This is a genomic window from Bradyrhizobium sp. USDA 4472, assembly GCF_054058595.1.
In genome coordinates this window covers 2,352,463-2,376,696 of the sequence record NZ_JBSSAM010000001.1, presented here as the reverse complement: position 1 = coordinate 2,376,696, position 24,234 = coordinate 2,352,463, and the positions used below count along the sequence as shown (strand labels likewise).

General features: G+C 63.6%; 24 protein-coding genes, 1 tRNA gene and 1 pseudogene. 22 read left to right on the top strand and 4 right to left on the bottom strand.

The genetic code is table 11. The features are described 5' to 3' along the window. Positions 1-55 precede the first annotated feature (55 nt). The 13 genes and pseudogenes from ACVWZ4_RS10805 to ACVWZ4_RS10745 all read left to right on the top strand — a co-directional run bounded on the left by ACVWZ4_RS10805 (position 56) and on the right by ACVWZ4_RS10745 (position 13,041). Positions 56-478 (top strand): DUF2946 domain-containing protein, encoded by a 423-nt coding sequence (locus tag ACVWZ4_RS10805; RefSeq protein ID WP_456700650.1) that lies wholly within the window; start codon positions 56-58, stop codon positions 476-478. Positions 479-856: 378 nt separating this feature from the next. Beyond that, positions 857-2,965: a TonB-dependent receptor gene (locus ACVWZ4_RS10800; protein ID WP_456742204.1), complete on the top strand. Its 2,109-nt coding sequence runs from the start codon at positions 857-859 to the stop codon at positions 2,963-2,965. A 38-nt stretch (positions 2,966-3,003) separates the two neighbouring features. After that, entirely contained in the window at positions 3,004-3,825 is an 822-nt protein-coding gene (exbB, locus tag ACVWZ4_RS10795; protein WP_456740272.1) for a tonB-system energizer ExbB, read from the top strand. Positions 3,826-3,828: 3 nt separating this feature from the next. Continuing rightward, complete coding sequence (gene exbD, locus ACVWZ4_RS10790) at positions 3,829-4,260, top strand: TonB system transport protein ExbD (protein ID WP_456740271.1); 432 nt, start codon at positions 3,829-3,831, stop codon at positions 4,258-4,260. Then, positions 4,257-4,979: an energy transducer TonB family protein gene (locus ACVWZ4_RS10785; protein WP_456700653.1), complete on the top strand. Its 723-nt coding sequence runs from the start codon at positions 4,257-4,259 to the stop codon at positions 4,977-4,979. The genes exbD and ACVWZ4_RS10785 overlap by 4 nt, the downstream gene beginning before the upstream one ends. A gap of 644 nt (positions 4,980-5,623) precedes the next feature. After that, a pseudogene (locus ACVWZ4_RS10780) lies at positions 5,624-5,774 on the top strand (transposase); the annotation flags it as partial. Positions 5,775-6,055: 281 nt separating this feature from the next. Then, entirely contained in the window at positions 6,056-6,547 is a 492-nt protein-coding gene (locus ACVWZ4_RS10775; protein ID WP_092231998.1) for a (2Fe-2S)-binding protein, read from the top strand. Further along, on the top strand, positions 6,544-8,829 hold the full coding sequence (locus ACVWZ4_RS10770; RefSeq protein WP_456700654.1) for a molybdopterin cofactor-binding domain-containing protein: 2,286 nt from the start codon (positions 6,544-6,546) through the stop codon (positions 8,827-8,829). The genes ACVWZ4_RS10775 and ACVWZ4_RS10770 overlap by 4 nt, the downstream gene beginning before the upstream one ends. 249 nt (positions 8,830-9,078) lie before the next feature. Further along, positions 9,079-10,173 carry an HD-GYP domain-containing protein gene (locus ACVWZ4_RS10765; protein ID WP_456700655.1) on the top strand — a complete coding sequence of 365 codons (1,095 nt, stop codon included), beginning with the start codon at positions 9,079-9,081 and terminating at the stop codon, positions 10,171-10,173. 237 nt (positions 10,174-10,410) lie between these two features. Continuing rightward, the gene (locus ACVWZ4_RS10760) at positions 10,411-11,385 is read left to right on the top strand and encodes a Bug family tripartite tricarboxylate transporter substrate binding protein (protein ID WP_456740270.1); all 975 of its coding nucleotides are present in this window, start codon (positions 10,411-10,413) and stop codon (positions 11,383-11,385) included. Positions 11,386-11,438: 53 nt separating this feature from the next. Continuing rightward, the gene (locus tag ACVWZ4_RS10755) at positions 11,439-11,942 is read left to right on the top strand and encodes an ArsR/SmtB family transcription factor (protein ID WP_456740269.1); all 504 of its coding nucleotides are present in this window, start codon (positions 11,439-11,441) and stop codon (positions 11,940-11,942) included. Further along, positions 11,942-12,286 carry an SRPBCC family protein gene (locus ACVWZ4_RS10750; RefSeq protein WP_456700658.1) on the top strand — a complete coding sequence of 115 codons (345 nt, stop codon included), beginning with the start codon at positions 11,942-11,944 and terminating at the stop codon, positions 12,284-12,286. Before ACVWZ4_RS10755 ends, ACVWZ4_RS10750 begins: the two co-directional genes overlap by 1 nt. A gap of 20 nt (positions 12,287-12,306) precedes the next feature. Further along, positions 12,307-13,041, top strand: a complete 735-nt coding sequence (locus ACVWZ4_RS10745) for a DUF899 domain-containing protein (protein WP_456740268.1) — start codon at positions 12,307-12,309, stop codon at positions 13,039-13,041. A gap of 6 nt (positions 13,042-13,047) precedes the next feature. On the opposite strand, the gene ACVWZ4_RS10740 is transcribed toward ACVWZ4_RS10745, so the two are convergent. Further along, on the bottom strand, positions 13,048-14,304 hold the full coding sequence (locus ACVWZ4_RS10740; RefSeq protein ID WP_456736675.1) for a S1C family serine protease: 1,257 nt from the start codon (positions 14,302-14,304) through the stop codon (positions 13,048-13,050). A 197-nt stretch (positions 14,305-14,501) separates the two neighbouring features. Between ACVWZ4_RS10740 and ACVWZ4_RS10735 the strand changes: the two genes are divergently transcribed. From ACVWZ4_RS10735 to ACVWZ4_RS10710, 6 genes are all read left to right on the top strand, one after another. Beyond that, positions 14,502-15,119 (top strand): hypothetical protein, encoded by a 618-nt coding sequence (locus ACVWZ4_RS10735; protein WP_456700661.1) that lies wholly within the window; start codon positions 14,502-14,504, stop codon positions 15,117-15,119. Next, entirely contained in the window at positions 15,106-15,480 is a 375-nt protein-coding gene (locus tag ACVWZ4_RS10730; RefSeq protein ID WP_456700662.1) for a transcriptional regulator, read from the top strand. The genes ACVWZ4_RS10735 and ACVWZ4_RS10730 overlap by 14 nt, the downstream gene beginning before the upstream one ends. Positions 15,481-15,512: 32 nt before the next feature. Next, positions 15,513-16,253: a di-trans,poly-cis-decaprenylcistransferase gene (locus ACVWZ4_RS10725; RefSeq protein WP_456700663.1), complete on the top strand. Its 741-nt coding sequence runs from the start codon at positions 15,513-15,515 to the stop codon at positions 16,251-16,253. A gap of 59 nt (positions 16,254-16,312) precedes the next feature. Beyond that, positions 16,313-17,002: a DNA-3-methyladenine glycosylase I gene (locus tag ACVWZ4_RS10720; protein ID WP_456740267.1), complete on the top strand. Its 690-nt coding sequence runs from the start codon at positions 16,313-16,315 to the stop codon at positions 17,000-17,002. A gap of 196 nt (positions 17,003-17,198) precedes the next feature. Continuing rightward, complete coding sequence (locus ACVWZ4_RS10715) at positions 17,199-17,492, top strand: hypothetical protein (protein ID WP_456700665.1); 294 nt, start codon at positions 17,199-17,201, stop codon at positions 17,490-17,492. Between the two features lie 174 nt (positions 17,493-17,666). Further along, complete coding sequence (locus tag ACVWZ4_RS10710) at positions 17,667-17,873, top strand: hypothetical protein (RefSeq protein ID WP_456740266.1); 207 nt, start codon at positions 17,667-17,669, stop codon at positions 17,871-17,873. A 20-nt stretch (positions 17,874-17,893) separates the two neighbouring features. Here the strand turns inward: ACVWZ4_RS10710 and ACVWZ4_RS10705 are convergent, their stop codons facing one another. Next, a complete protein-coding gene (locus ACVWZ4_RS10705; RefSeq protein WP_456736672.1) occupies positions 17,894-19,120 on the bottom strand; it encodes a cytochrome-c peroxidase in 1,227 nt (408 codons plus the stop codon). 118 nt (positions 19,121-19,238) lie between these two features. On the opposite strand from ACVWZ4_RS10705, the gene ACVWZ4_RS10700 reads away from it, so the two are divergent. The 3 genes from ACVWZ4_RS10700 to ACVWZ4_RS10690 all read left to right on the top strand — a co-directional run bounded on the left by ACVWZ4_RS10700 (position 19,239) and on the right by ACVWZ4_RS10690 (position 23,032). Then, positions 19,239-20,804 (top strand): acid phosphatase, encoded by a 1,566-nt coding sequence (locus tag ACVWZ4_RS10700; RefSeq protein ID WP_456740264.1) that lies wholly within the window; start codon positions 19,239-19,241, stop codon positions 20,802-20,804. A 116-nt stretch (positions 20,805-20,920) separates the two neighbouring features. Further along, positions 20,921-22,003, top strand: coding sequence for a helix-turn-helix domain-containing protein (locus ACVWZ4_RS10695; protein ID WP_456740263.1), 1,083 nt, complete (start codon positions 20,921-20,923; stop codon positions 22,001-22,003). A 129-nt stretch (positions 22,004-22,132) separates the two neighbouring features. After that, positions 22,133-23,032, top strand: a complete 900-nt coding sequence (locus ACVWZ4_RS10690; RefSeq protein ID WP_456700670.1) for a sterol desaturase family protein — start codon at positions 22,133-22,135, stop codon at positions 23,030-23,032. A gap of 2 nt (positions 23,033-23,034) precedes the next feature. Here ACVWZ4_RS10690 and ACVWZ4_RS10685 read toward each other — a convergent pair. Both ACVWZ4_RS10685 and ACVWZ4_RS10680 read right to left on the bottom strand, forming a co-directional pair. After that, a tRNA-Arg gene (locus ACVWZ4_RS10685) sits at positions 23,035-23,111 on the bottom strand. A 67-nt stretch (positions 23,112-23,178) separates the two neighbouring features. Then, positions 23,179-24,234, bottom strand: coding sequence for a sensor domain-containing diguanylate cyclase (locus tag ACVWZ4_RS10680; RefSeq protein WP_456700671.1), 1,056 nt, complete (start codon positions 24,232-24,234; stop codon positions 23,179-23,181).

Sequence of the window (24,234 nt, the reverse complement as noted above, 5' to 3'; positions counted from 1 at the left end):
CCGGCCATCCAGGCCCGATTCTCGAAAATCCCTTGCCCTTTCAAGACGGGTTTCGATGGGCTACGATAAGTCCTCGCGGCGATGGCGCCGCGCGGATGAGAACTCGCTCAAAATGCGCTGGTTTCGGGATAGTGCCAGACTGGGTTCATGGCTTGCGCTTTTCGCGCTTGCCGTGAACTTTGCGCTGTCCTTTGGGCATGTTCACGTGGGCAATGCGTCGGAGCGCAGTTCCATCGTGGGCGCTCTTACTCTCTCCGACAACGGTAAGGCCCAGGGGCATTCCAGCGACTCCCACCCCGACCATCTATGCCCGATTTGCGTGGCGACCGCTGCGCTGGCCAACGCTTTGGCCCCGACGCCGCCCGCAATCCTGCTGAAGTTTGACGAGACCGCTGTTGACCGCAGAGCGACGCCCATTCGCCTCGTCATTGCGCTCCATCGCTCGCCATTCCAGTCGCGCGGTCCTCCCGTTTCCTGACCCTCTTGCCCGCTATGCCGCTGCGTGCGGAGCCCCGCCACCACGAGTGGTCAAGCTCCTTTCCCTTTCGGGATGGCCGCACGGCATTTGTAGCAATTCAAGTGCAGATCTGGTCAGGCCGTCATGGGTCTTCAGTTTACGTCGAAGCGCCGAAAAGCGCTGGTCTCTGTATCATCATTGAGCTTGCTCGCCCTTGCTGGCACGGCAGCGCCGGCACAAGACAGGGCGCCTCAACCAGCCGCCACAGCGGAGCCGCAACCGTCGAACGCAATCCCTGCGCCCGCCGCTACCCCTGCGCCGCAGGAGACGCCGCAGCAGAGTGCCACCCCTGCGCCGGCTGCACCTGAGCAGGCGGAAACCGGCAAGCCTTTGCCGGAGGTGCGCGTCGCCGCCCCGGTCGAACGGCGCCGGGCGCCCAAGCCGCCGACTCCGCAGGTTGTCGTCAGGAGCCAGCCGCCGGCGCCGACGCAGGCTCAGGTCGTCACCGAGCAGAACCAGCATTTCGATGCAGCTCGCCAGACCATTGTGGCGCCGACCGGTACGAGCTCCTATCAGATGACGCAGCAGGCCATTGAGGCCCTGCCGCAAGGCGAGAATACCTCGCTCGATCGCGTGTTGCTGCAGGCACCCGGCGTCAGTCAGGACTCCGCGGCCGGCGGCGATCTGCATGTCCGCAACGAGCACGCCAATGTTCAATATCGAATCAATGGCATCATGCTGCCCGACGGCGTCGGTGCATTCGGCCAGATTCTCGACACCGGGATTGTCGGCAATCTCGCACTGATCACCGGCGCGCTGCCGGCACAATACGGCCTGCGCACCGCAGGCGTGGTCGACATCCAGACCAAGTCGAGCGCCTTCGACAACACCGGCAAGGTCGGCATTTATGGCGGCAGCCACGAGACCATCACGCCCTATGCCGAATGGGGTGGTACGGTCGGCAACACCCGATATTTCGTCTCCGGGCGCTACTTCGGCAGCAATCTCGGCCTGGAAAATCCGACCCCCTCCAACAACGCGATCCACGATCATACCGACCAGGGCAAGGGGTTTGCCTACCTCTCCACTGTCGTCGATCCCACCACGCGGATCGTCTACATGGGCGGTGTCTCCAACAGTCGCTTCCAGATTCCCAATAATCCCAGCCAGACGCCTCAGTACACGGCCTTTGGCGTGTCCGACTTCAATTCCGCCAATCTCAACGAGAACCAGCGCGAGTTCAATTCATTCAACGTGCTGGCGCTGCAATACTCCAGCAACGGGCTGGATCTGCAGACATCCTATTTCAACCGCTACAGCAGCGTTCATTTCGTGCCGGATGTCATCGGCGATCTCGTCTTCAATGGCGTGGCGTCGGATGTCTACCGTAGCAGCCTCACCCACGGCGTTCAGACCGATGCGGCTTACCGCGTCTCGGACGCTCATACATTGCACGCAGGCTTCACGGTCAGTGCCGAGAATGCGTTCGTGGGCAACGGGTCGGTTCTGCTCCCCCTCGACGTGACCGGGGCGCCGTTCGATGCTCCCTTCAACGTGCTCGATCAAAGCAGCAAGACCGGTTTTCTCTTCGGAACCTACATTGGCGACGAATGGAAGGTGACGAACCGGATCACTCTGAACTACGGGCTGCGGTTCGATCAGATGATGCAGTACACGGATGCGAACCAGCTCAGCCCGCGCATCAGCATGAGCTATACCCCGTGGGACGGCACGGTGTTCCACGCCGGCTATGCCAGGTATTTCACGCCGCCACAGCTCGTGCTGGCGGCACCGACCAACCTCGGCCTGGTGCAAAACACCACGCAGCAGCCGGAGGTGAACCTCGCCGATCCGGTTCGCCCCGAGCGTTCGCATTATTTCGACGTCGGCGTCACGCAGAAGCTCCTGCCGGGTCTCGAAGTCGGCGTGGACGGCTACTACAAGATGGCGAGGGACCTGCTGGATGATGGGCAGTTCGGCGCCGCCTACGTGCTGACCGCGTTCAACTACGAAAAGGGCGACAATTACGGTGTCGAGCTTTCGGCGAAATACAGCGACACGCATTTCCGCGCCTATGCCAACATCGCTTATGCGCGACAAATTGCGACCAACGTCGTGTCGAACCAGTTCTTGTTCGGTGCCGACGAGCTTGCCTACATCGCCAGTCACTACGTCTACACCGATCACTCCCAGTGGGTCTCGGGGTCGGCGGGCGCATCGTACAAGTGGGACAATGGCACTCGTCTTTCGATGGACGTGCTCTACGGCAGCGGCCTGCGCAGCGGTTTCGCCAACACCTCGTCGCTTCCATGGTATTCGCAGGTGAATCTCGGCGTCTCGCACGAATTCAAATGGTTCGACGACAAGAAGCCGACGACGTTGCGCTTCGACGTCGTCAACCTGTTCGACACGGTTTACGAAATCCGGGACGGATCCGGCATCGGCGTGTTCGCCCCGCAATTCGGGCCGCGCCGAGGCTTCTTCTTCGGCATGTCCCAGAAGCTTTGAGCGAAGCGATGCGAAACTACGATAGAGACGAGAACCAGATGCGTCACACCGATCGCAAATCACGGACCGCAGCCCACGGCCTGGCACGGCTGCTCGCGCCTGCAAGTGCCCTCGTCGCGTTGCTGGCGACGTCCACCGCTGCGCTGGCCCAGAGTGACGCCCCAAATCCGCTGTTGCCGCGAAATTTGTCGCCATGGGGCATGTTTGTGAATGCCGACATTGTCGTGAAGGCGGTGATGATCGGGCTCGCCTTTGCCTCGCTCGTGACCTGGACGATTTGGCTCGCCAAGACCATCGAGCTGCGCTTGGCAGCCAGGCGCGTGCGGCGACGGCTGAAGATGCTGGAAAGCGGCCCGCAATTGTCGGAGGCGCTTCGGGACTGCGAGGGCGCACGGGATGCCGTGGCGCAGCTCGTGCTTTCCACAGCGCGCGAGGCCGAACTTTCCGGCTTCATCGTCGATGACGGGCTCAAGGAGCGTGTCGCCTTGCGATTGGAGCGCGTCGAGGCGGCAATGACCCGGCAAGTGTCGCATGGCGTCGGCATCCTGGGGACCATTGGCGCCACGGCGCCCTTCGTCGGCCTGTTCGGCACTGTATGGGGAATCATGAACTCCTTCATCGGCATTTCCGAGGCCCATACCACCAATCTCGCCGTGGTCGCGCCCGGCATTGCCGAGGCGCTGCTGACCACGGCGGTCGGCCTGGTCGCGGCGATCCCCGCGGTCGTCATCTACAACCATCTTGCGCGGGTGATCAGCGGCTACAAGGTATTGCTCGGCGATGCCTCGGCGCAGCTTCTTCTCATGATCAGCCGCGGTGCGAATGCCCCGGCGTCGATGCGGTTCCGGGCGGCGGAGTAGGCCATGGCCATTCGACTCGGTTCCAAGGCCAGCGAAGATCTCGAGATCCAGCACGAGATCAACGTCACGCCGTTCATCGACGTCATCCTGGTTCTGCTCATCATCTTCATGGTGGCTGCGCCGCTCGCAACCGTCGACATCGGCGTCAATCTGCCGGCCAGCACCGCTCCCGAGCAGCCGCGCCCGGACAAGCCGGTGTTCGTAACCATCAAGTCGGATGGGACGATCGCCGTCGGCGACGTCACCGCATCGCGCGATGAGCTCGCGACCACGCTCGACACGGCGACCGGCGCGCACAAGGATGAGACGATCTTCATCCGCGGCGACAAGGCGCTCAGTTACGGCGAACTGATGGGGATCATGAACGTTCTGCGCGACGCCGGCTATCTCAAGCTGGCGCTGGTCGGACTGGAGACGCCGGCGCAGAAACCATGAACGCATTCGCACTACACTTGCCGGACAAGCGGGGAATTTCGCGCTGGACCCTGGCGGCGTGCATCGTTGTGGCTGCGCATGTGGCGATCCTTGCCTCGATCGCGCTGTGGTACGCGCGTCGGCCGGCCCCGCCTACGATCATTCCGGCCATCGCCGTCTCGCTTGCGCCGATGGAGGCCTCTTCGCCCCAGGTTCAGACGCAGGATCTGGCGGTCGGACCGGCCATGCAGCAGGCCGAGGAAGCGCCAAGGCAGCCGCCCAAGCCCGAGGAGCAGAAGATCGAGCAGGAGGTGCCACCGCCGCCGCAACAACAAGCTGACGTGACGCTGCCGAAATCCGAGCCCAAGCGGGTCGAGGAGCCCAAGCCGGAAGCGCCGCCGCCCGCCCCGGAAACCCGCGCGCCGCCGAACAGCGAGCGGGTCGGTCAGTTTACGCAAGCCGCTTCGAACCGCTTTGATGCTCTCGTTGCCGGTCATCTGGAACGCTTCAAACGCTATCCCGCTGCGGCACGCGGTGAGGTGGGCACGGTCGTTGTTCGCTTCGTGCTGAACCGCAAGGGTGACGTGACGCGAAGCGAGGTGACGAAATCGTCGGGCCACAAAGTGCTCGACCAGGAGGCCCTCGCGATCCTCCGTCGAGCCAGTCCTTTCCCAGCCTTTCCGTCCGAAAAGCCGGGCGACCTCGAGACTTACAACGTCCCGATCAGCTTCCATCACTGAGCTGTTCTGCGGGGCTGGCTGGCCAATATGCTCGCGCTCCGACGCGATGTCAGAACCAATGGCATTCAGTCACCGCCGTAGTAGCTTCGCTGGAGCCGGTAACGACCGCCCCTTGAGATGTATACTTGCCGCAGGCAATTGCTGGTCCTGCAAACCCGCGCTTCATCGCACTGCAGATATTCGAAGTGCAGCTTTATGATCCGTGAATTGTCCAAGAACGTCGCAAAATAGTGGGCGGCGCGCGTCTCATTCCCGCACATGCGCGTGACGGCGGTTCGAATCTCGGGCGGCAAACGATCGATACGTTCCGAGCTCCAGGGAGGGTCCCGACTTGCCAGAGCGCCGAAAGCGGATGCTGGTGAATGGCAGGCAGGCAAGAGCAGCAGGGCTGCGGCTGAAACCGGCAAAGACCGTGTGTAGCGCATCCACATGCCAGCTCCGGTTCAAGAGTAGCAAGATCTCGCAAATGCACTTGTGCGGCCAAAGTTATCAGGAAATGAAGGGCGCGCCAGCCGCGAAGTATTGTCCGGCGTAATCCGGTGCATCAAGTTTGAGTGCTTTCTTGATTTGCCCTGGCCGGATGTTCGTTCCGCAAAATTCCAAAACTGGACATTCGAGCAGTGCGAAGAACTCGCGGGCCGTGATTGACCGCGATCAGGCCGAGGCTGCCGAACAAGCCGCGTGGCGCTCCTCTGGTAAACGACCGTCGTGTCCTCAACGGTATCCTCTGGATATTGCGATCAGGGACCAGCTTGGCGTGATCTACCGGACGTGTTCGGTCTATGCGCCACCTGTTCAACCGGTTGGCCGCAAGGTTACTTGGAGGAAACCGTCACGGTTGCGATGGATGCATGTCTCGCCACGCTGCCTGTTTGTGTCCAGTCGCTAACGTCAGCGCCGTTGTGGCAACGCACAACAAGCGACTGCCGACATTGTTTCGATCGATTCCAAATTGCATTTGCCTCCGCGCACGAACCCGATCATTGTCCGCGCAAGGCGGAGGCCAGCCCGGTGGGCGTCCGCCATTCAAGTCGCCGCCGTAAGCGGCTTCATTGCACCGGCAGGGGAAGACGCCTATGCCAACGCTCACGATCAACGGGCGGAGTATGTCCGTGGACGCGGCAAACGACACGCCGCTCCTTTGGGCCATCCGCGAACAATTGCAGATGACCGGCACGAAATTCGGCTGCGGTGCCGGCCTGTGCGGTGCCTGCACCGTGCACGTCAACGGCGAGGCCGTACGGTCGTGCCAGACCATGGTCGGCGACGTCGCCGGCAAGAAGATCACCACCATCGAAGGCCTCTCCGCCAAGGGTGACCATCCCCTGCAGAAGGCATGGATCGCCGAGCAGGTGCCGCAATGCGGCTATTGCCAGTCCGGGCAGATCATGCAGGCGGCTTCGCTGCTGGCGAAGAACGCCAATCCGACCAAGGAAGAGGTCGTGGCGCATATGGACGGCAATCTCTGCCGTTGCATGACCTATTCGCGGATCCAGAAGGCAATCATGCGCGCCGCCACCGAGATGCGCACCGCATCCGCCGCCGGCAACGAGCGGAGGCCCACATGAACGAGCACGTGAAGACCATCACAGCCGAGACGACGGAGCTCAGCCGCCGCTCCTTCCTGGTCGGCACCGCCGCCGCCGGCCTCGTGCTCGGCTATGCCGGCGTGCCCGGCATTGGTGAAGCGCTCGCCGCGGCGCCGGCCAATTTCGAGCCGAGCGTCTGGTATGCGATCTCGCCCGATGGCCTGGTCACCGTGACCTGCGGCAAGGCCGACATGGGCCAGCACATCGCCTCCACCATGGCGCAGATCGTCTGCGAGGAGCTGGGTGCGAAGTGGAGTGACATGCGGGTCAATCTCGCCTCCAACGATCCGAAGTTCAACGATCCGGTCCTCGGGGCGCAGATCACCGGCGGCAGCTGGTCGACCATGATGAACTTCGACGCGATGAGCCGGGCGGGTGCGGCCGGACGCATGGCGTTGACGGAAGGCGCGGCCACTGCGATGGGCGTGCCGGCTTCCGAGCTCGTGGTGCGGGATTCCGTGATCTCGCATGCCAAGTCGAAGAAGCAGATGTCGTTCGCCGATGTCGTCAGGAGCGGCAAGGCAACGAAAACCTTCACGCCCGACGAGCTGAAGGCGATCAAGCTGAAGACGCCGGATCAATACACCATGATCGGTGTGTCGGTGCCGCAGCTCGACATCCCCTCCAAGAGCAACGGCACGGCCAAATACGGCATCGACGTGATGATCCCGGGCATGGTCTATGGCGCGGTGGTGACGCCGCCGGTGCGCTATGGCGCCACGGTGAAATCGGTCGATGACAGCAATGCGAAGAAGGTGCCGGGCTTCATCAAGGCCGTCACCCTCGACGACAAGACCCAGACCACGACGGGCTGGGTCGTTGCGGTCGCCAATACCTATGCCAACGCGAAGAAGGCCGCGGCAGCGCTGAAGGTCAGCTATGACGGCGGGCCGAATGCAAAGCTGTCGAGCGAGTCGCTGCTCGATGAGGCCAAGCGGCTTCAGGGCCTCGACGATTCCGGCCAGTTCTTCGTCAAGGATGGCGATGTCGGCGCCGCGCTCGGCACGGCGGCGAAGGTGCTTGAGGCGGAATACACCACCAGCATCAACATCCATGCGCCGATGGAGCCGATGAACGCCACTGCGGAGTTCAAGGGCGACATCCTGCACATCTATTCCGGCAATCAGTTCGCGACGCGCTCCGGCGCGATTGCGGCGGGTGCTGCCGGGATCGATCCGAAGTTCGTGGTGATGCACCAGATGTGGCTCGGCGGCGGTTTCGGCCGCAGGCTAGATGCCGACATGATGGTGCCGGCAGTGCAGGCGGCCAAGGCCGTCGGCAAGCCGGTGAAGGTGATCTACACGCGCGAGAACGACATGACGATGGATTTCTCGCGTCCGCTCACCTACCAGAAAGTGAAGGCCGGCATTGACGGCGACGGCAAGCTCGTCGCGCTCAGCCACGACGTCGTCTCGGCGTGGCCGACCCAGCGCTGGGGCATCCCCGACTTCCTGTCGCCTTCGGTCGACAAGAAGGGCCCGCTCGACGCGTTCACCGTGAACGGTTCGGACTTCTTCTACACCGTGCCGAACCACAATGTGCGCGCGATCAAGAACGAGATGGCGCACAACGCCACTCCGTCGGGCCAGCTCCGCTCGGTGGCGCCGGGTTGGACCTTCTGGGCGGTCGAGAGCATGATCGACGAGATCGCGGTCGCGGCCGGCAAGGATCCGGCGCAGTATCGCATCTCGCTGCTCGACGGCGCGGGCAAGAACGACGGCGGCGCGCAGCGGTTGCGCAACACGCTGCTCGCCGCGATGGGCCTTGCAGGCTACGGCACCAAGAAGCTGCCGAAGGGTGAGGGCATGGGCGTTGCCTGCGTGTCGTCACAGGAACGTGCGACCGCAAGCTGGACCGCATGCGTCGCGCATGTTGCTGTCGCGCCCTCAGGCGAGGTGACCGTGAAGAAGCTCACGGTCGCAACCGATGTCGGCACGCAGGTGCATCCCGACAACATCCGCGCCCAGGTCGAGGGTGCGGCGCTGTGGGGCCTGTCGCTGGCCTTGTACGAGAAGGCGACGCTGAAGGACGGCGGCATCGAGCAGACCAATTTCGATAGCTACACGCCCTTGCGCATGAGCCAGATGCCGGAGGTCGCGGTCGCCGTGATCGCCAATGGCGAGAAGGCCACCGGCGTCGGCGAGCCGGCGGTGACGGTCGTCGCGCCCGCCATCGGCAACGCCATCTTCAATGCCTCCGGCGCCCGCGTCCGCGCGCTGCCGATCACGGCGGAGGCCGTGAAGGGGGCGATGAAGGCGTAAGGCGGGGCGTCCTGCCGCACCAAGAACGATCCGCCGGAGGGCGACCTCCGGCGGATTTTTGTTGCGAAAAAGCCAGTGTTTTCAAGGGCCGCTCTACTGCGCATGGGGTTGTTTTCGCGTTCGTGGGGAGGCGATCCGTAAAATTGCGTGGAATTCCGGCAGCCTCCGTTGAGCATGCCTCTTAAGGGCCGGAGAACCTGATCCGGCTTAGGCTGATGCCAAATACCCTCCCGTGCTTTTGGGGAAGCCATGAACGCGCCAGCCAAATCCGCCACCAAACGCCAGCTTCTGCTGGCTTCGGATCGCAGCGACCAGAGCAGCGAGCTCGCCAGCATCTTGAAGGCGGTCGGCGACGTCGCGACGGTCTCGACGCAGGAGATCCCCGAGCAGCCGTCACGCGCGCTCTCCGGCCTCGTGGTCGACATCAACCTGCGCTCGCCCGAGAGCGTGCAGCGGGTGCGCAACAAGCTGCGGGGCGACGCCTATCGTTCCATGCCGCGGCTGTTCGTGCTGGCGGACGCCCTGCACCACGGCACCATGCAGGCCTGGGCGCTGGGCGCCACCGACACCATCTCGCGACCGCTGCAGCCGGAAGACATCCTCCAGCGCATCCGCGCTGCATTCCCCGATACCGCGACCTATGACGCGACCGATCGCGGCAAGACGCTCAACCGCGGCGTCGAGGCGGCGCATACGGTGCTGAAGAAGATGTTCGAGAAGCTGCCGCTCGGCATCCCCTTGACGTTCGACGACGTCATCGCCGCCGAGAACAAGATCCTGAAGGCGATCAAGCACTCCTCGCTGCGCGAATGGCTCACCACCGTCGGCTGCCATCATGTCGGCAGTTACCGGCACTGCCTGTTCGTCACCGGCTTTGCGGTCGCCTTCGCGCAGCACCTCGGCATGCGCGAGGACGACCAGCGCCGGCTGACCCGCGCCGCGCTGCTGCACGATGTCGGCAAGGCCTTCGTTCCCTCTCATTTGCTCGACAAGGCCGGCAAGCTCACCGACGAGGAGATGGCCGAGGTTCGACAGCATCCGCGCCGCGGCTATGACGCGCTCGCAGCCCAAGGCGGCTTCCCGCCGGAGATGCTCGACGTCGTCTTGCATCACCATGAATTCCTCGACGGCTCCGGCTACCCCAACGCGCTGTCGTCGAACCAGATCAGCGACATCGTGCGCCTGACGACGATCGTCGACATCTATGCGGCTCTGGTCGAGAAGCGCGCCTACCGCATGCCGTTCACGCACTCGCGTGCTTTCACGATGATGGAAGGCATGGGCGGCAAGCTGGACCAGCAGCTGCTGCAGGCGTTCCGGCCGGTGGCGCTGGGATCGTTCTGATCCGGCTGCCGTCACTCGACCGGCTTCCTGAGTTCCGCCTTCGCCGCCGTCTCCAGCGACGCTAATCCTCCGACGCCGCCGTCGCGCGGCCGGACATCGATCTTCTGTTGATGAACTGGAGCGACATCCGCGGCGCTTTGCCGCTCGCCAGCGCTTGCGGACTTCCGGTGCATAGCGGGCTTTGTTACAACGCCGCCGACGCCGCTATCAAGAACAACACTTGGGAGAACCCTCGAGATGATCACCCGCCGTTCCGCGCTCGGCCTGCTCGCCGCCACGCCGCTTGCAGCCAGCCCGCTGTCGAAAGCCTTCGCGGCGGATTATCCGTCCCGGCCGGTGAAGTTCGTGGTCGGCTATCCGCCCGGCGGTGCAACCGACATTCTCGCCCGCCTGATCGGCCAGCGGCTGTCGGAGCGGCTCGGCCAGCAATTCGTGATCGAGAACAAGCCGGGCGCCGGCAACAACATCGGCACCGAATCCGTCGTGAATGCCGAGCCAGACGGCTACACCGTGCTGCTGGTCAATCCGGCGAACTACATCAACTCGACGCTCTACACCAATCTCAAATTCAACTTCGTTCGCGACATCGCGCCGATCGCCGCCTTCCAGCGCGTGCCGAACGTGATGACCGTCAACAAGGACGTGCCTGCTAAGACCGTTGCCGAGTTCATCGATTACGTGAAAGCCAATCCCGGCAAAGTGAACATGGCCTCTTCCGGCAACGGCACCTCGGTGCATCTGTCCGGCGAAATGTTCATGGCGATGACCGGCTGCAAGATGCAGCACGTGCCCTATCGCGGCGCGGCGCCCGCGATCACCGACATGCTCGGCGGACAGGTGCAGGTGATCTTCGACAACATGCCATCGATCATCCAGCACATCCGCTCCGGTTCGCTGCGCGCGCTCGGCGTCACCACCGCGCAGCGCTCGCCACAGCTTCCCGACGTGCCGGCGATCGGCGAGACCGTGAAGGATTATGAGGCAAGCGCGCTGTTCGGCATGGGCGCGCCGAAGAACATGCCCAAGGACGTGATCGCCAAGCTCAACGACGAGATCAACACGATCTTGAAGGAGCCCGACATGACCAAGCGCCTGGTCGATCTTGGCGGCGATCCGCTCGTCTTGACGCCGGAGGGGTTCGGCCAGCAGATCGAGGCGGAGACCGCCAAGTGGAAGAAAGTCGTCGAGTTCGCCGGCCTCAAGGTCGAGTAGCGTTTCCTAGATCGACCGGGAATTGAGCCCCGCCGCAAGGCGGGGCTTTCCTGTTGCGCGAGTTCCTGCTTGACGGGCTGACGTCAGCGCCTATACTAAACCTTATGGTTAAGTATCAAGACGAGACGCTTGATCGCACCTTTGCGGCATTGTCGGATCCGACGCGGCGCGCATTGCTGGCCCGCCTCGGCGAAAAGGATAGCCTGTCCGTGAGCGAGCTGGCCGCGCCCTTCTCGATCTCGCTGCCGGCGATCATGAAGCACCTCGACGTGTTGACGGATGCAGGCCTGATCGTGCGGGAGAAGACCGGGCGCACGGTTTCCTGCCGGCTCACCGCGCAGCCGATGGAGCAGGCGATGGACTGGCTCAATCGCTATGCCCAATTCTGGTCCGAGAGTTTCGACCGCCTTGCCGCCTTTGTGGAGGACAAACCATGGTCAACGCCGTCGCCAACGTCGCCGGACGCGCAAACGAAGGCCCAAGCCTCACGCTCACACGCCGGCTCCGCGCGCGGCCGGAAAAGGTCTTCGCCGCCTGGACGCAAGCCGCGCAGCTAGTGCAATGGTTCGGGCCGCCGAGCATGAAGCCGGCGACGCTGAACGCCGAACTCGACGTCCGCGCCGGCGGCCGCTACCGCATCTCGTTCACGCGCGACGACGGCGAATATTTCGAGGCGGGCGGCCTCTACCGTGAGGTCGTACCGAATGAGCGGCTGGTCTTCACCTGGGCCTGGCATTCGACACCGGAGCGCGAATCGTTGGTGACGATCACGCTGAAGCCCGACAGTGCCGGCACGCTGATGATTTTTCATCACGCTCAGTTCTTCGACGAAACTGCACGCGACAACCATCGGCGTGGCTGGGACTCGTTCTTCGACAAGCTCGACGCCTTCATCGGCTGATCCGGACAGAGGAGGATATCATGCAGCAACATCAGATCGTCTCGCGCGAGCAATGGGTCGCGGCTCGCAAGGTCCATTTGGCGCGCGAGAAGGAGTTTTCACAGGCACGCGAGCGCCTCGCCGAGGAGCGCCGCGCATTACCCTGGGTGAAGGTTGACAAGAGCTACATCTTCGACGCCCCGGACGGCCAGGCGACGTTGGCTGACCTCTTCAAGGGCCGCCCGCAGCTCGTGGTTCAGCATGTGATGTTCGCGCCGGACTGGGAAGCTGCCTGCAAGAGCTGCTCGTTCTGGGCCGATGGCTTCGAGCGCATGGTGCCGCATCTGGCGGCGCGCGACACCACCATGGTCGCGATCTCGCTGGCCCCGGTCTCGAAGCTCGAGGCGTTCAAAAAACGGATGGGCTGGAGTTTCGATTGGGTGTCGTCAGGCCGCAACGACTTCAACTACGATTACGAAGTCTCGTTCACGCGCGAGCAGATTGATCGGGGCGTGCCGAAATACAATTTCGGCACCACGCCGTTCTACGGCCCGGAGCTGCCCGGCATCAGCGTGTTCTTTCGCGACGAGGCAGGCGAGATCTTTCACACCTATTCCTGCTTCGCCCGCGGCCTCGACATGATGAACGCGGCCTATCAATATCTCGACCTCACTCCGCTCGGCCGACACGAGGAAGGCCTGCCCTATCCGATGGACTGGGTCCGCCTGCGCGACCAATACGAGTCGCAGGCAAACAGCGCGTGCTGCCACCTGTGACGGCGGCTACTTCTTCGCGTCGGCCTCTTCCGTGCCTTTGCACGAGATCAGCATCGTATAGGCGCGGGCGTTGCCGGCGATCTCGGTGGTTTTGAGCTCGCCCTTCGGCTCGGCCGTCTGGTATGGCACCACCGAATTGTCGAGGAAATCGCGCAGCGCGCCGGTCTTGATCGCGAAGTTGATGTTCTCGGGGATGTCGCCTGTCAGCGCGGCAATGCGCAATCCGGGGAGCTTGCCGGTGACCACGCCAACGATCTGACCGCTGGTGTCGAACAGCGGGCCGCCGCTGTTGCCGGGCTGCACCGGTGCGCTGATTTGCAGGAATCGCGTGTCGTTGCGCATGCCGCTGAGCGAGCTCACGATCCCGGTCGTCACGGTGAAGTCGGACGTGAGCAAGCCGTGATAGGGAAAGCCGATTGCAACGACAGAGTCGCCGGAGCGGAAGGAGCGGTCACGGATCCGGGCATACTCGTTGAATGTCGCCGTCGACGGCGCCTGCAAAAGAGCGAGATCGTTGTTCACGTCGGCAGACACCACGCGCAATAACATCGCTGCCTGGCCAGTGAGATTTCCTTTGAGCTCGCTGCAACCTTCGATCACGTGGTTGTTGGTGACGATGTGGCCGCTCGCGCTGACCACGAAGCCGGTGCCAAATCCGGAACTGCTCTTGGTGCCTTTGGCGGGCTTGCCCGCCGCCGGTGACGCCTGCTTGTCCGCCGTGACGGCCGGCTTGGCGGCACCCTTGGTGAAGTCGCCGGCCTTGTCGAGGCCGTCGGCCTTCACCTTGGTCACGCAATTGGCCAATGCAGCGATCACCGGTCCGGTCGAGGTGAGGTTAAAATTCAGAACGGCGCTGCCGGCCGTCGCCACCATCAGGCTCGCTTTCTGGAACGCACGCACGACATTCGGCGGCAAAATGGCAGTGAGCATGTTGGGCTGGTAGGCCGTGGCGTACAACCTGGCTTGCTCCTGCCCGTCAAAGGTCACGTCGATCGCGGCACTCTCGCCCTTGTTGAAGTGATAGTTGGGGCTCGCAAAGGCGAGCGACCATGTGCCGGCGGCATTTTGGCTCACGACCAGGCTGACACCGCTCGCATACGGCGTCGTTGCGGCGCAATGGGAGAAGGCGCCGGTCTGATCGTTGCTGAAGGCGCCTCCGATCCAGTTGCCGACATTGACTGAGCCGAACGGCCCCGCCGCGTGTGCCAACCCCGCAAAACCAAGCTGCAACAGCGCCGCAGCAACAAACGACGTCAACCGCATAACTTCCCCCGAACTGCTTTGACCTCATCTTACCTGCGTGCTCGCGTGTTGTGCAACCAACAGTTGCGGGAAGCGCCCGGGACCTGCCGGGGACTTTCGGACTTGCCTTTAACTTTGTGAAGCGGTATACTTTGCGTTACAAAGTGATCGGAAAAGCCGCCGCGGGGCGTGGGTGGAGCAGAGTTTTGGCGTTGCCAATGCGCGATCTCGACAAGGCACTGGCCGACATCGTGGCGATCCGCAGCCAGATTGCGGCCGGCACGGCGTTCCGCGGCTATGGTCCGGCCACGATGGCGGCGACCGGAGCTGTGGCGCTTGTCACCGCCATCCTGCAATTCTGGCTGCTCCGCGATCCCACCGGCGAGCCGCTCGGCTTCTTCTTCGGCTGGTTCATCGCGGCTGCGTTGTCCGGCCTGATCATCTGGATCGAGATGCGCGCGCGCTCGCGCCGCCATCATTCGGGTCTTGCCGACGCCATGATCCATCAGGCCGTCGAGCAGTTCCTGCCCGCGGGCGTCGCGGGTGTCCTGCTTGCGGTGGTGATGTGGAAGTTCGCCGCGGAGACGCTGTGGCTGCTCCCGGGGCTATGGCAGATCCTGGTGTCGCTCGGCATCTTCGCCTCTGTCCGTTGGCTGCCGCGCAGCGTGGCATTCGCCGGGGCCTGGTACTTCATCTCGGGTTTCGTGGTCGTGGCGCTTGCGAGCCGGACCCACATGCTGTCGCCTTGGACCATGGGCCTACCCTTCGTCATCGGCCAATCGGTCATGGCGGCGATTCTGTATTTCGCGTCCGGAGACAATGATGTCGAAGAGTGACAGTGCGCCGTTCTCTTATGAGGGGCTCGACCGTGTGATCCACGAGAAGGCGAGGCTTGGGCTTCTGACCTCGTTGATGGCTCACCCGAAGGGGCTTGCGTTCGCCGACCTGAAACAGCTCTGCGGCCTTACCGACGGCAATCTCAGCCGGCACCTCGCGGTGCTCCAGGAGGCTGGCCTCGTCGAGGTCACGAAGGGCTATGAAGGAAATCGCCCGCACACCACCTGCCGTCTGACCAAGACCGGCCGGCGCCGCTTCCTCGACTATCTCGCGGTGCTCGAGCGGCTGGTCCGCGACGCCGCCAAGGCCGCGGGCCGCGAAGCCTCGCCGCTCGGCCGTCTCGGCATTCTCCCGACCTGACCTGTCCCCCATTTTTGACTGGAGACTTTGCGATGCAAAGTGAGATCACGTGCCACAACGAAAAACTTCATGTCGGCATCATCATGGACGGCAACGGGCGATGGGCGACGCGGCGCGGTCTGTCGCGCGTGCGCGGCCACGAGGCCGGGGTGGAGACGATTCGGCGAATCGTCGAGGCCGCGCCCAAGCAGGGCATCGGCACGCTGACGCTCTATGCGTTCTCGACGGACAATTGGCGCCGGCCCAAGGCCGAGGTCGCCGCGCTGATGACGCTGCTTCGCTTCTATCTCGCCAATGAGGTGCAGAGCCTCGCGAAGAACGGTGTCCGCCTCAACGTCATCGGCCGCCGCGACCGGCTGCCGGATGGTATCGCCAATGCCATCGCGCGCGCGGAGGGGGCCACCGCCCACGGCACCACGCTGAATCTGCGCATCGCCGTCGACTATTCCGCGCGCGACGCCATCCTGAATGCGGCGGCGAAGGCGGCTGCGCTGACCAGCCTGACCCGCGAAGCCTTCTCACAGCTCGTCACCGGCGAGGCAGGCTTGCGCGACGTCGATCTCATCATCCGTACCTCGGGCGAGAAGCGCCTGTCGGACTTCCTGCTCTGGGAAGGCGCCTATGCCGAGCTGCATTTCACCGAGCGGATGTGGCCGGAATTCGATGCAAGTGATCTCGCCGCTGCGCTGGCCTCCTTCCACGGCCGCGAGCGCCGCTTCGGCGGCCTCAAGGCCATCATGCCAAAGGAGGTGCCGTCGCTCTCGCGGGCGTGAGGCTGGACCGCATCGCTGAATTCTGATGTCGTGGAGCACCACCATTCGTGAGTGATCGCATGACGTCCTTCAAAACCATTCGTGCCCGCGCAGAGAAGCGCAAGGGCGGGCCCAAGGCGCTCGAGAAGCTGATGCCTGACAAGCCCGGCCTGAAGGGTCTGGCAAGACTCGGCGACGACCGCATTCTCGCCGAGATGACGCGGCGGGTGTTTTGCGCAGGCTTTACCTGGAACGTGATCGAGGCGAAATGGGACGGTTTCGAAGACGCGTTCCTGCGTTTCCAGCCGGGCAAGCTCAGCTTCCAGCCAGAGGATTATTGGGAAGCCCTGCTGCGCGACGCGCGGATCGTGCGCAATGGCGCCAAGATCATGTCGGTGCGCGACAATGCAGCCTTCGTGCAGGAGATCGCGACAGAGCACGGCAGCTTCGGCAAGTTCCTGGCGAAATGGCCGCCCTCCAACCAGATCGGCCTGCTCGATCTGCTCGGCAAGCGCGGCTCCCGACTCGGCGGCAACACCGGCCAGATGCTGCTGCGTTTCGTCGGCTGGGACGGTTTTGTGACATCGCGGGATGTCGTCGCTTGCTTGCGCGATGCCGGTCTCGACATCGCCGAAGAGGTCAAGTCGAAGGGCGATCTCGCAAAGGTGCAGGCGCAGTTCAATGCCTGGGCCGAGGAGACCGGTCTGCCCTACACCTATCTGTCACGCATCTGCGCCCTCTCGGTTGGCGAGAACAGGATCGAGCACTAGTTCACGGCGAAGTCACGCATGATCGGGCGGATCGTGGGCATCGTGTGGCGATCCTGCGCCGTCCGCGCGGCAGATGAAACGCGCGATCACGAATTGACTTTCGCAGGAACATTTGTGCGCAGCACCCGTTCGGGAGTTTGAGCCAGGCGGTACAGGCGCCCGCTCAGTTCCATGAACAGACAGAACGGAGCAGCTCATGAAGCTCACATCCGAACAGGTGAAGCAGACCGTCAACCAGCTCGGGGCCCAGGTGCTGCCCGATGAGCATCCCGCCATTCCCCAGCTCAACAGCATGTTCGGCGACCACACCTTCTTCGTCGACGAGATGGGCCTGAAAGTTCTCGAGCCGACCCCGTCGCTCGGCGCGGAGCGCGAGACCGGCGAAGTCGTCAGCCTCGCCGACTGGAGTGATGCCGATCTGACCCGCTTGATGGCGCACGAACCGGAGCCGACCGGCGTGATCGTCGTGTTCGAGCACGTCAGGCACTGACTGGGCCGCGCCAAGCAAGACCACCCTTCGGGCGACGAAGGGTGGCTCGATCAGACGTGCGGTGAGCCGCTGATGTCCGATCCGCCCCTGTGCAGAACGGCCTAAGCAGTTTAGGCTCTTCGATGTGGGTGCATCACCCAAAATGATCGAAGCGACTTGCAGGAGGTGACGATCATGGACGTCGACAAGGCTACTGCCGTGATTTCCGCAGCCGGGATCGAACTGACCGACCGGCGCCGGAACGGCGCCGATGATGGCTGGTCGCTCAGCTTCTCCAATGGCGCCGTCGTGGAAGTCGGGGACAAGGGAGACATCTCCGCTTCGGGCAAGGGTGCCGAGGTGGTCGCAAGCCTGCTCGGGTTGCCCGGCAAATCGGCTTGAGGCCGCAGGCCCTGAACCCTTCACTTCGCCGGTTGATATCCGTCGGACAGCGTGCCGAGAAAGGCGACGACGTCGTCGATCTCGACCGCCGTCAAGGCGGGTGCATCACCGGCCCTGCGGTCAAACGGCGCATCCATGTTGACATTGGCCTTGGGCCGTTCGGGCAGATCATCATATTTATCGACGCTGCCGTTCGCCTTGCGCGGATACCAAAGCTCCGGCCGCGTCTCGCGTTCGACATAGAACCGCACGGCGTCGCGCAGGGAGTGCACGGAGCCGTTGTGAAAGAAGCTTTGGCGAAGCGCGACATTTCGCAGTGTCGGCGTCCGGAACAGGCCGCAATAATCCTCGCGCTTCAGGAAATCGTTGCGCAGCGGCCCGCACAGGCCGAGGTCGAAATAGGCCGGGTCCTTGTTGGCGGGAATGTCGCGATTGCGCGGCACGCCGAGCGCGATCAGTCCGTAATCGGTGAACTGGGGCGGGGTGCCGTCATTGCCCCGTTTGCTGATATGGCAGGAGGCGCAATTGCCCTTGTTCGGCGCGTTGAACAGCTCGAGCCCCCGCGCTTCCGCAGGCGCAAGCTCGGCCTCGCCGGCCAGCACCGCGTCATATTTGCTCGAATAGGGATAAAAGGTCCGGTAATCCTGCTGGTAGACTTCGAGCGCCTTGAGCGCGATCCTGTACACGGTGGCAGGATCGGCAGCTGCCTTGGATCCGGCGATGGCCGCGATCTCCTTGCCGTGGCCGGCAGCGAGCACCCGGCGTGCCACCTCGAACGCGTCCCGATTGCCCATCTCAAAGCTCGAGAGCAGCGGAATTGCCGCCTGATCGGCGCCACGGTCGACCCGTCCATCCCAGGTCAGGCCTCCGGTCGGGCCGTTGTCGATGCTTTCGTCGGCCTCGTCCTCGGAATCGTGGAAATGTTCGGTGAAAGGCGGCACCGCTTGCAGGTATTTCAGGGAGGGGACGGCTCGCATCCCCGGTTGCTGCAGGTCGCCACCACCCATCTGCACCGCGCGTGAATTGGCCGGTCCGAAGCCGTGGGCGGGATCGTGGCAGGACGAGCATGCAAGCTTCCCCGACGGCGAGAGCGAGGGATCGAAAAACAGGGCCCGACCGAGCGCGCCGAGTCGCTCGGCCTGCCGGCGCGCCTCGGCGCGCGACATCTCCGCACGGGCCTTGCCGGGACCGAGGGCGAAAGCGGTGAGGACAATCACCGATACCAAAACCCAGTGCGTCATCCGCATGTTGCAACCGTGCCTATGGCGAGGCATCGTCATGACGATTAAACCGTGCTTTCGAGGGGCGTCCACGCTATGACGAATGGAACGAGAGCATCAATCAGGTGAGACAGGGGGGCTTTGAATGCGGGCGAAATCGGCGATTGTCCTTTGTGCATCGAGTTTGGTCATCGGTGCGTTCGATCCGGCGCTCGCGGCGGGGAACGCTCCCGCCGCCAGGAAGGATGCTCCCGACGATCTGACGCTGATCGATACGGTGGTGGTGATTTTTGCCGAGAACCGCAGCTTCGACAATCTCTATGGCAATTTCCCGGGCGCGAACGGTGTTGCGAACGCGTCCGCCCGGACGACGACGCAGCGCGATCGCGACGGCAAGCCGTTCCGCGAATTGCCGCCGGTCTGGGGCGGCCTGACTGCCAAGGGTGTGACGCCGCCGGTGACCGAGGCGCAGACCGAGCATCTGCCCAATCGCCCCTTCTATCTGGACGATCCGAAGGGCTTCAAGCTCGGCTACGGCACCATCACGCACGACCTCTGGCACCGCTTCTACCAGAATCAGATGCAGATCGATGGAGGGCGCAACGACAAGTTCGTCGCCCACGCCGACTCCGGTGCGCTGGTGATGAGCCTGTGGGACGGATCGAAGCAGGCGATGTGGAAGGTTGCCGAGAAATATACGCTGGCCGACAATTTCTTCATGGGAGCGTTCGGCGGCTCTTTCCTGAACCACCAATGGCTGGTCTGCGCCTGCGTCCCCACCTATCCCAAGGCCGACATGAGCCCGGCCAAGCCGTCGATCTCCGTTGTGGAAGCTGACGGCGTGACGTTGAAGGAGGCCGCCAACTCGCCGAAATCGGCCATGGATGGCATCCCTAAATACGTCAGCGACGGCAATCTCACCCCCGATTTCTATGCCGTGAATACCATGCAGCCGCCGTTTCAGCCGAGCGGCAACGAACCCGCGAAGGATGGCGACAAGGCTTATGCGGATCCGATGAAGCCGACGACGTTGCCGCCGCAGACCGAGCCGACGATCGGGGATTTGCTCAGTCTCAAGCGCGTCAGCTGGGCCTGGTACGGCGGCGCCTGGCAGGACGTGCTGGAGCATGGCAACAATTCACCGGTCCCGAACTTCCAGTATCACCACCAGGCCCTGAACTATTACGCCAGCTTCGCGCCCGGCACCGCGGCACGTGCCGAGCATCTGCTCGACGGTGGCCTTGGGGGTACCGAGTTCATCAAGGCGATCGACGACGGCAAGCTGCCGCAGGTCAGCTTCTACAAGCCGCAGGGCGACCTCAATGAGCATTCGGGCTATGCCGATATCCAGGCCGGCGACACGCATATCGCCGACGTGATCGCACATCTCGAGAAGAGCCCGCAGTGGCAGCATATGCTTGTCGTCGTGACCTATGACGAGAACGGCGGCCTGTGGGATCACGTCGCGCCGCCGAAGGGCGACCGCTGGGGCCCTGGCTCCCGCGTCCCCGCCATCATCATCTCCCCCTATGCGCGCCACGGCTATGTCGACCACACGGCGATGGACACGACCTCGATCCTGCGCTTCATCACGCGCCGCTTCGAGCTGCCGACCCTGCACGGCATCACCGTGCGCGATGCGGCGATTGCCGCTCACGATCAGAAGCCGCTCGGAGACCTGACCAGCGCGCTCGCGCTCAAAGGAAAGTAGGAGCTGCGCGCAAAGACTGAGATTCGTGTCAGAATCCCTGGGGATCACCACCAAGCCCATGCCGGCTGACCGCCTTCTTCTCCTCCAAGACGCTCTCATCAGGACCGCTGAAACGCATGTCGACCCTGGAAGCCGCGCTGCGAGGAGGAGCAGTCGTCATTCTGCTTTTCCGCGTAGTGGTGGCCGCGCGCGATGCGCGGCGTAATCCCATCAGCCGCTATTCCGCATTTCTGGCCTTGACCATCGCGGCCTATATCGTCGATTCGGCGCCGGGCTTCGGTGTGCTGGCTCTGCCGCTGCGCATGTCGGTTCATCTCGTCAATGCCGGCATGCCGGCGGCGTTCTGGATTGCGATGAGCGCCATCTTCGTCGATGGTTTTCGCCTGCGATGGTACCATTGGCTCGCCGGGCTCGCGTTGATGGGGTTCGCGCTGATCGACATGTCCAGCCATCCGATGTCTGTCGATGTGGCGCGCAGCTGTCTGTCGGTGTCCCTTTTGCTGCTCGGTATCTGGAGCGTGCTGTCGGGGCGCGCGACTGATCTCGTGGAGAACAGGCGACGGCTCCGCGTCTGGTACGCAATGGTCACCGCGCTCTACTCGCTGTTCACTATCGGCTCGGATTGGCTTTGGCCCGGGGGTCTTTCGGCGGCATCGGTCAGCCTCGCCAACGCGGCCGGCCTGACGGCGCTGATTTTTCTGTTCGCCGTGCTGGGTACGCTGGCTTCGGCCGAGACATCGCTGGTTCCTGCGCCGGTGCTGGCTAGGACGCTGGCAAGCGAGCCGGTCGCGATCCCGCGAGATCCGCCGTCGGCGGCAGTCGCCATCGAGCCCGATGCGGCCGAGCTCGCCGCGCTCCGCCGCCTGCTCGACCGCGACAAGGTCTTTCGTGAGCCGGATTTGAGCATCGCAACACTGTCACAAAAGCTCGACATTCCGGAATACCGGCTGCGTCATCTGATCAACCGTCAGCTCGGCCATCGCAACTTCAGCGCCTTCGTCAACGGCTATCGCTTGGCGGAGGCCGAAGCCGCGCTGGGCGATCCTGCGCAAGCCGCCGTGCCGATCCTGACCATTGCGCTCGATGCCGGCTTCGGCTCGATCGGACCGTTCAATCGCGCCTTCAAGGCGCATACCGGCGTGACGCCGTCCGAGTATCGGCGGGCCCGTGCTGCCGGCGCGACCGGTGCCGAAACCTAGCCGTTTCGCGATTTTGACTGGCCTATTGCAGGAATCGGCCAGTCGTCTTTCAGGTTTCGGCGCGCCGGCGCGCTGTCCTCGTGCAATCCACTGTCCTGCAGGCGGGCAGCCCGCCGATGTGAGATTGCCATGAAGCTATTGATCCAAGTGTTGCAGTTCTCCCTTCCCGCCGTGATCGCGATCGCGACGCTGGAGGGGCTCGTCCTGGCGCTGGTGATGCGGCGGGACTACAATTGGCGCGCCTATGGGGCCTCGCTGGCCGACGCTCTTGGCCGGCAATATCTGGTTTACACGCTGCTGCCGCTCAGTATCGCTCAGCCGCTGGTCGATCTGGCCTGGCGCCACCGGCTGTTCACCGTCCCGCTCGACGGGGCGCTGTCGGTGATCGTGCTCGTGATCGCGCAGGACTTCTCCTATTACTGGTTCCACCGCGCCAGCCACCGTGTTCGCTGGTTCTGGGCGACGCATGCGATCCACCATTCCTCGAACGAGTTCAACCTGGCGGCCGCCTACCGCTTTGGCTGGACCGGAAAACTGACCGGTGCGGCGATCTTCTACGTGCCGATGATCTGGCTCGGCTTCGCGCCAGGCCCGGTGTTCATCGCCGCCGGCATCAACCTGCTGTACCAGTTCTGGCTGCACGCGGAGTGGATTCCGAAACTCGGCTGGCTGGAATATGTGCTCAACACGCCGTCGCATCATCGCGTGCACCACGCCTGCAACGCCGAGTATCTCGATCGCAATTACGGCGGCATCTTCATCGTGTTCGACCGGATGTTCGGGACCTTCGTCGCCGAGCGCGACGACCTGCCGTGTCACTACGGCCTGGTGAAGCCGCTGCGCTCCAACAATCCAGTCGTCATCGCGTTTCACGAATGGGCGGCACTGGCTCGCGATCTCTGGCGCTCACCCACGTGGCGCGATCGGCTTGCCTGCCTGATCGGCCCGCCCGGGGATGGTGCTGAGCCTGCGTCCGTCACGCCGGCGGTGCACGATGCCGGTCAAAAGATCGAGGTTGCAGTGGGATGAAATGGCGCACCCGACACGATTCGAACGTGTGACCTTTGCCTTCGGAGGGCAACGCTCTATCCAGCTGAGCTACGGGTGCAACGAGGCCTCATTTAGCCTAATGGCGGGAGGTGGGCAACCGGTCTTGCCGCGACAATCGCTGCGCTTCAGGCCGATTTGCGCGGGACCAGGCCAGGAACTTGACTGCTGTCAGGCATATTGTCCCGCCCCAGGCCGGAAAATTCGGCCAGCACCCGCTCGGAGCAGACGACTCGGTTGCGGCCGAGCCGCTTGGCCGCATAGAGCGCCTGGTCGGCCGCACCGAGCAGCTGGTCAGGGGCGCCGTCGACCTCGCCGGGGACGTGACTGGCGACGCCGACACTCAGGGTGACATGCTCGCCGGCCCCGTGGGCGCCATGGCTGATCCGCAAGGCCATGACCGCCCGGCGGATCTCCTCGGCGATGACGCAGGCATCGTCGCAGCCCGTCTCGGGCAGGATCAGCGCAAATTCCTCACCGCCATAGCGGCTGGCGAGATCGAGCGGGCGCACGGCATGGCGGCTCACGACGCGCGCGACCTCGCGCAGGCATTCGTCGCCGCTCTGGTGGCCGTGCTCGTCGTTGAACAGCTTGAAATGGTCGACGTCGACGAACAGCAGCGCCAGCGGCCTCTGCGTTCGCTGCGCGCGCCCCCATGCGGTCAACAGCATCTGGTCGAACGAGCGGCGGTTCGATAGCCCAGTGAGCCCGTCCTTGGTCGCGAGCTCCTTCAACGCCATCTCGGCGCGCTTCTGGTCGGTGAGGTCGCGCAGCGTCTCTACCACGGCGATGAGATTGCCGGCCTCGTCATGGATGGGACCCGCGTCGATCGCGAGATAGAGCTGGCTGCCGAGCTTCGGCATCACACACCAGTTCTCCGCGGAAAAGCCGAGCCCGTTGTGGCCGCGTGCGGTGTATTCCGAATAGAACTCCGGCAGTTGTTCGGGGCGGTCTTGCGCCACGAGGTCGGCAAGGCAAGGGCGCTTGGTCTCGTAGAAGGCCTGCCAGTGCTTGGTGGTGCCGATCACCTCGGAAGCGGCAACGCCCGTCAGCCGCTCGCAAGCCCTGTTCCAGATCACGACGCGACGCTTGGGGTCGATCACGAAGGTCGGCACCACCAGATGCTGCATCAGGCGCACGGCGTAGGAATCGGCGACGCCGACGATTTTGGAAGATTTTGTCAT

Excerpts from the sequence above, each read along its gene's own strand:
- ACVWZ4_RS10690 (WP_456700670.1), top strand. The coding sequence starts at position 22,133 with ATGAAGCTATTGATCCAAGTGTTGCAGTTCTCCCTTCCCGCCGTGATC.
- ACVWZ4_RS10745 (WP_456740268.1), top strand. The coding sequence starts at position 12,307 with ATGCAGCAACATCAGATCGTCTCGCGCGAGCAATGGGTCGCGGCTCGC.
- ACVWZ4_RS10720 (WP_456740267.1), top strand. The coding sequence starts at position 16,313 with ATGACGTCCTTCAAAACCATTCGTGCCCGCGCAGAGAAGCGCAAGGGC.
- ACVWZ4_RS10735 (WP_456700661.1), top strand. The coding sequence starts at position 14,502 with ATGCGCGATCTCGACAAGGCACTGGCCGACATCGTGGCGATCCGCAGC.
- ACVWZ4_RS10700 (WP_456740264.1), top strand. The coding sequence starts at position 19,239 with ATGCGGGCGAAATCGGCGATTGTCCTTTGTGCATCGAGTTTGGTCATC.
- ACVWZ4_RS10710 (WP_456740266.1), top strand. The coding sequence starts at position 17,667 with ATGGACGTCGACAAGGCTACTGCCGTGATTTCCGCAGCCGGGATCGAA.
- ACVWZ4_RS10765 (WP_456700655.1), top strand. The coding sequence starts at position 9,079 with ATGAACGCGCCAGCCAAATCCGCCACCAAACGCCAGCTTCTGCTGGCT.
- ACVWZ4_RS10740 (WP_456736675.1), bottom strand. The coding sequence starts at position 14,304 with ATGCGGTTGACGTCGTTTGTTGCTGCGGCGCTGTTGCAGCTTGGTTTT.
- ACVWZ4_RS10730 (WP_456700662.1), top strand. The coding sequence starts at position 15,106 with ATGTCGAAGAGTGACAGTGCGCCGTTCTCTTATGAGGGGCTCGACCGT.
- exbB (WP_456740272.1), top strand. The coding sequence starts at position 3,004 with ATGCGTCACACCGATCGCAAATCACGGACCGCAGCCCACGGCCTGGCA.
- ACVWZ4_RS10770 (WP_456700654.1), top strand. The coding sequence starts at position 6,544 with ATGAACGAGCACGTGAAGACCATCACAGCCGAGACGACGGAGCTCAGC.
- ACVWZ4_RS10785 (WP_456700653.1), top strand. The coding sequence starts at position 4,257 with ATGAACGCATTCGCACTACACTTGCCGGACAAGCGGGGAATTTCGCGC.
- ACVWZ4_RS10680 (WP_456700671.1), bottom strand. The coding sequence starts at position 24,234 with ATGACAAAATCTTCCAAAATCGTCGGCGTCGCCGATTCCTACGCCGTG.
- ACVWZ4_RS10725 (WP_456700663.1), top strand. The coding sequence starts at position 15,513 with ATGCAAAGTGAGATCACGTGCCACAACGAAAAACTTCATGTCGGCATC.
- ACVWZ4_RS10775 (WP_092231998.1), top strand. The coding sequence starts at position 6,056 with ATGCCAACGCTCACGATCAACGGGCGGAGTATGTCCGTGGACGCGGCA.
- ACVWZ4_RS10760 (WP_456740270.1), top strand. The coding sequence starts at position 10,411 with ATGATCACCCGCCGTTCCGCGCTCGGCCTGCTCGCCGCCACGCCGCTT.
- ACVWZ4_RS10715 (WP_456700665.1), top strand. The coding sequence starts at position 17,199 with ATGAAGCTCACATCCGAACAGGTGAAGCAGACCGTCAACCAGCTCGGG.
- ACVWZ4_RS10805 (WP_456700650.1), top strand. The coding sequence starts at position 56 with ATGGGCTACGATAAGTCCTCGCGGCGATGGCGCCGCGCGGATGAGAAC.
- exbD (WP_456740271.1), top strand. The coding sequence starts at position 3,829 with ATGGCCATTCGACTCGGTTCCAAGGCCAGCGAAGATCTCGAGATCCAG.
- ACVWZ4_RS10695 (WP_456740263.1), top strand. The coding sequence starts at position 20,921 with ATGTCGACCCTGGAAGCCGCGCTGCGAGGAGGAGCAGTCGTCATTCTG.
- ACVWZ4_RS10705 (WP_456736672.1), bottom strand. The coding sequence starts at position 19,120 with ATGCGGATGACGCACTGGGTTTTGGTATCGGTGATTGTCCTCACCGCT.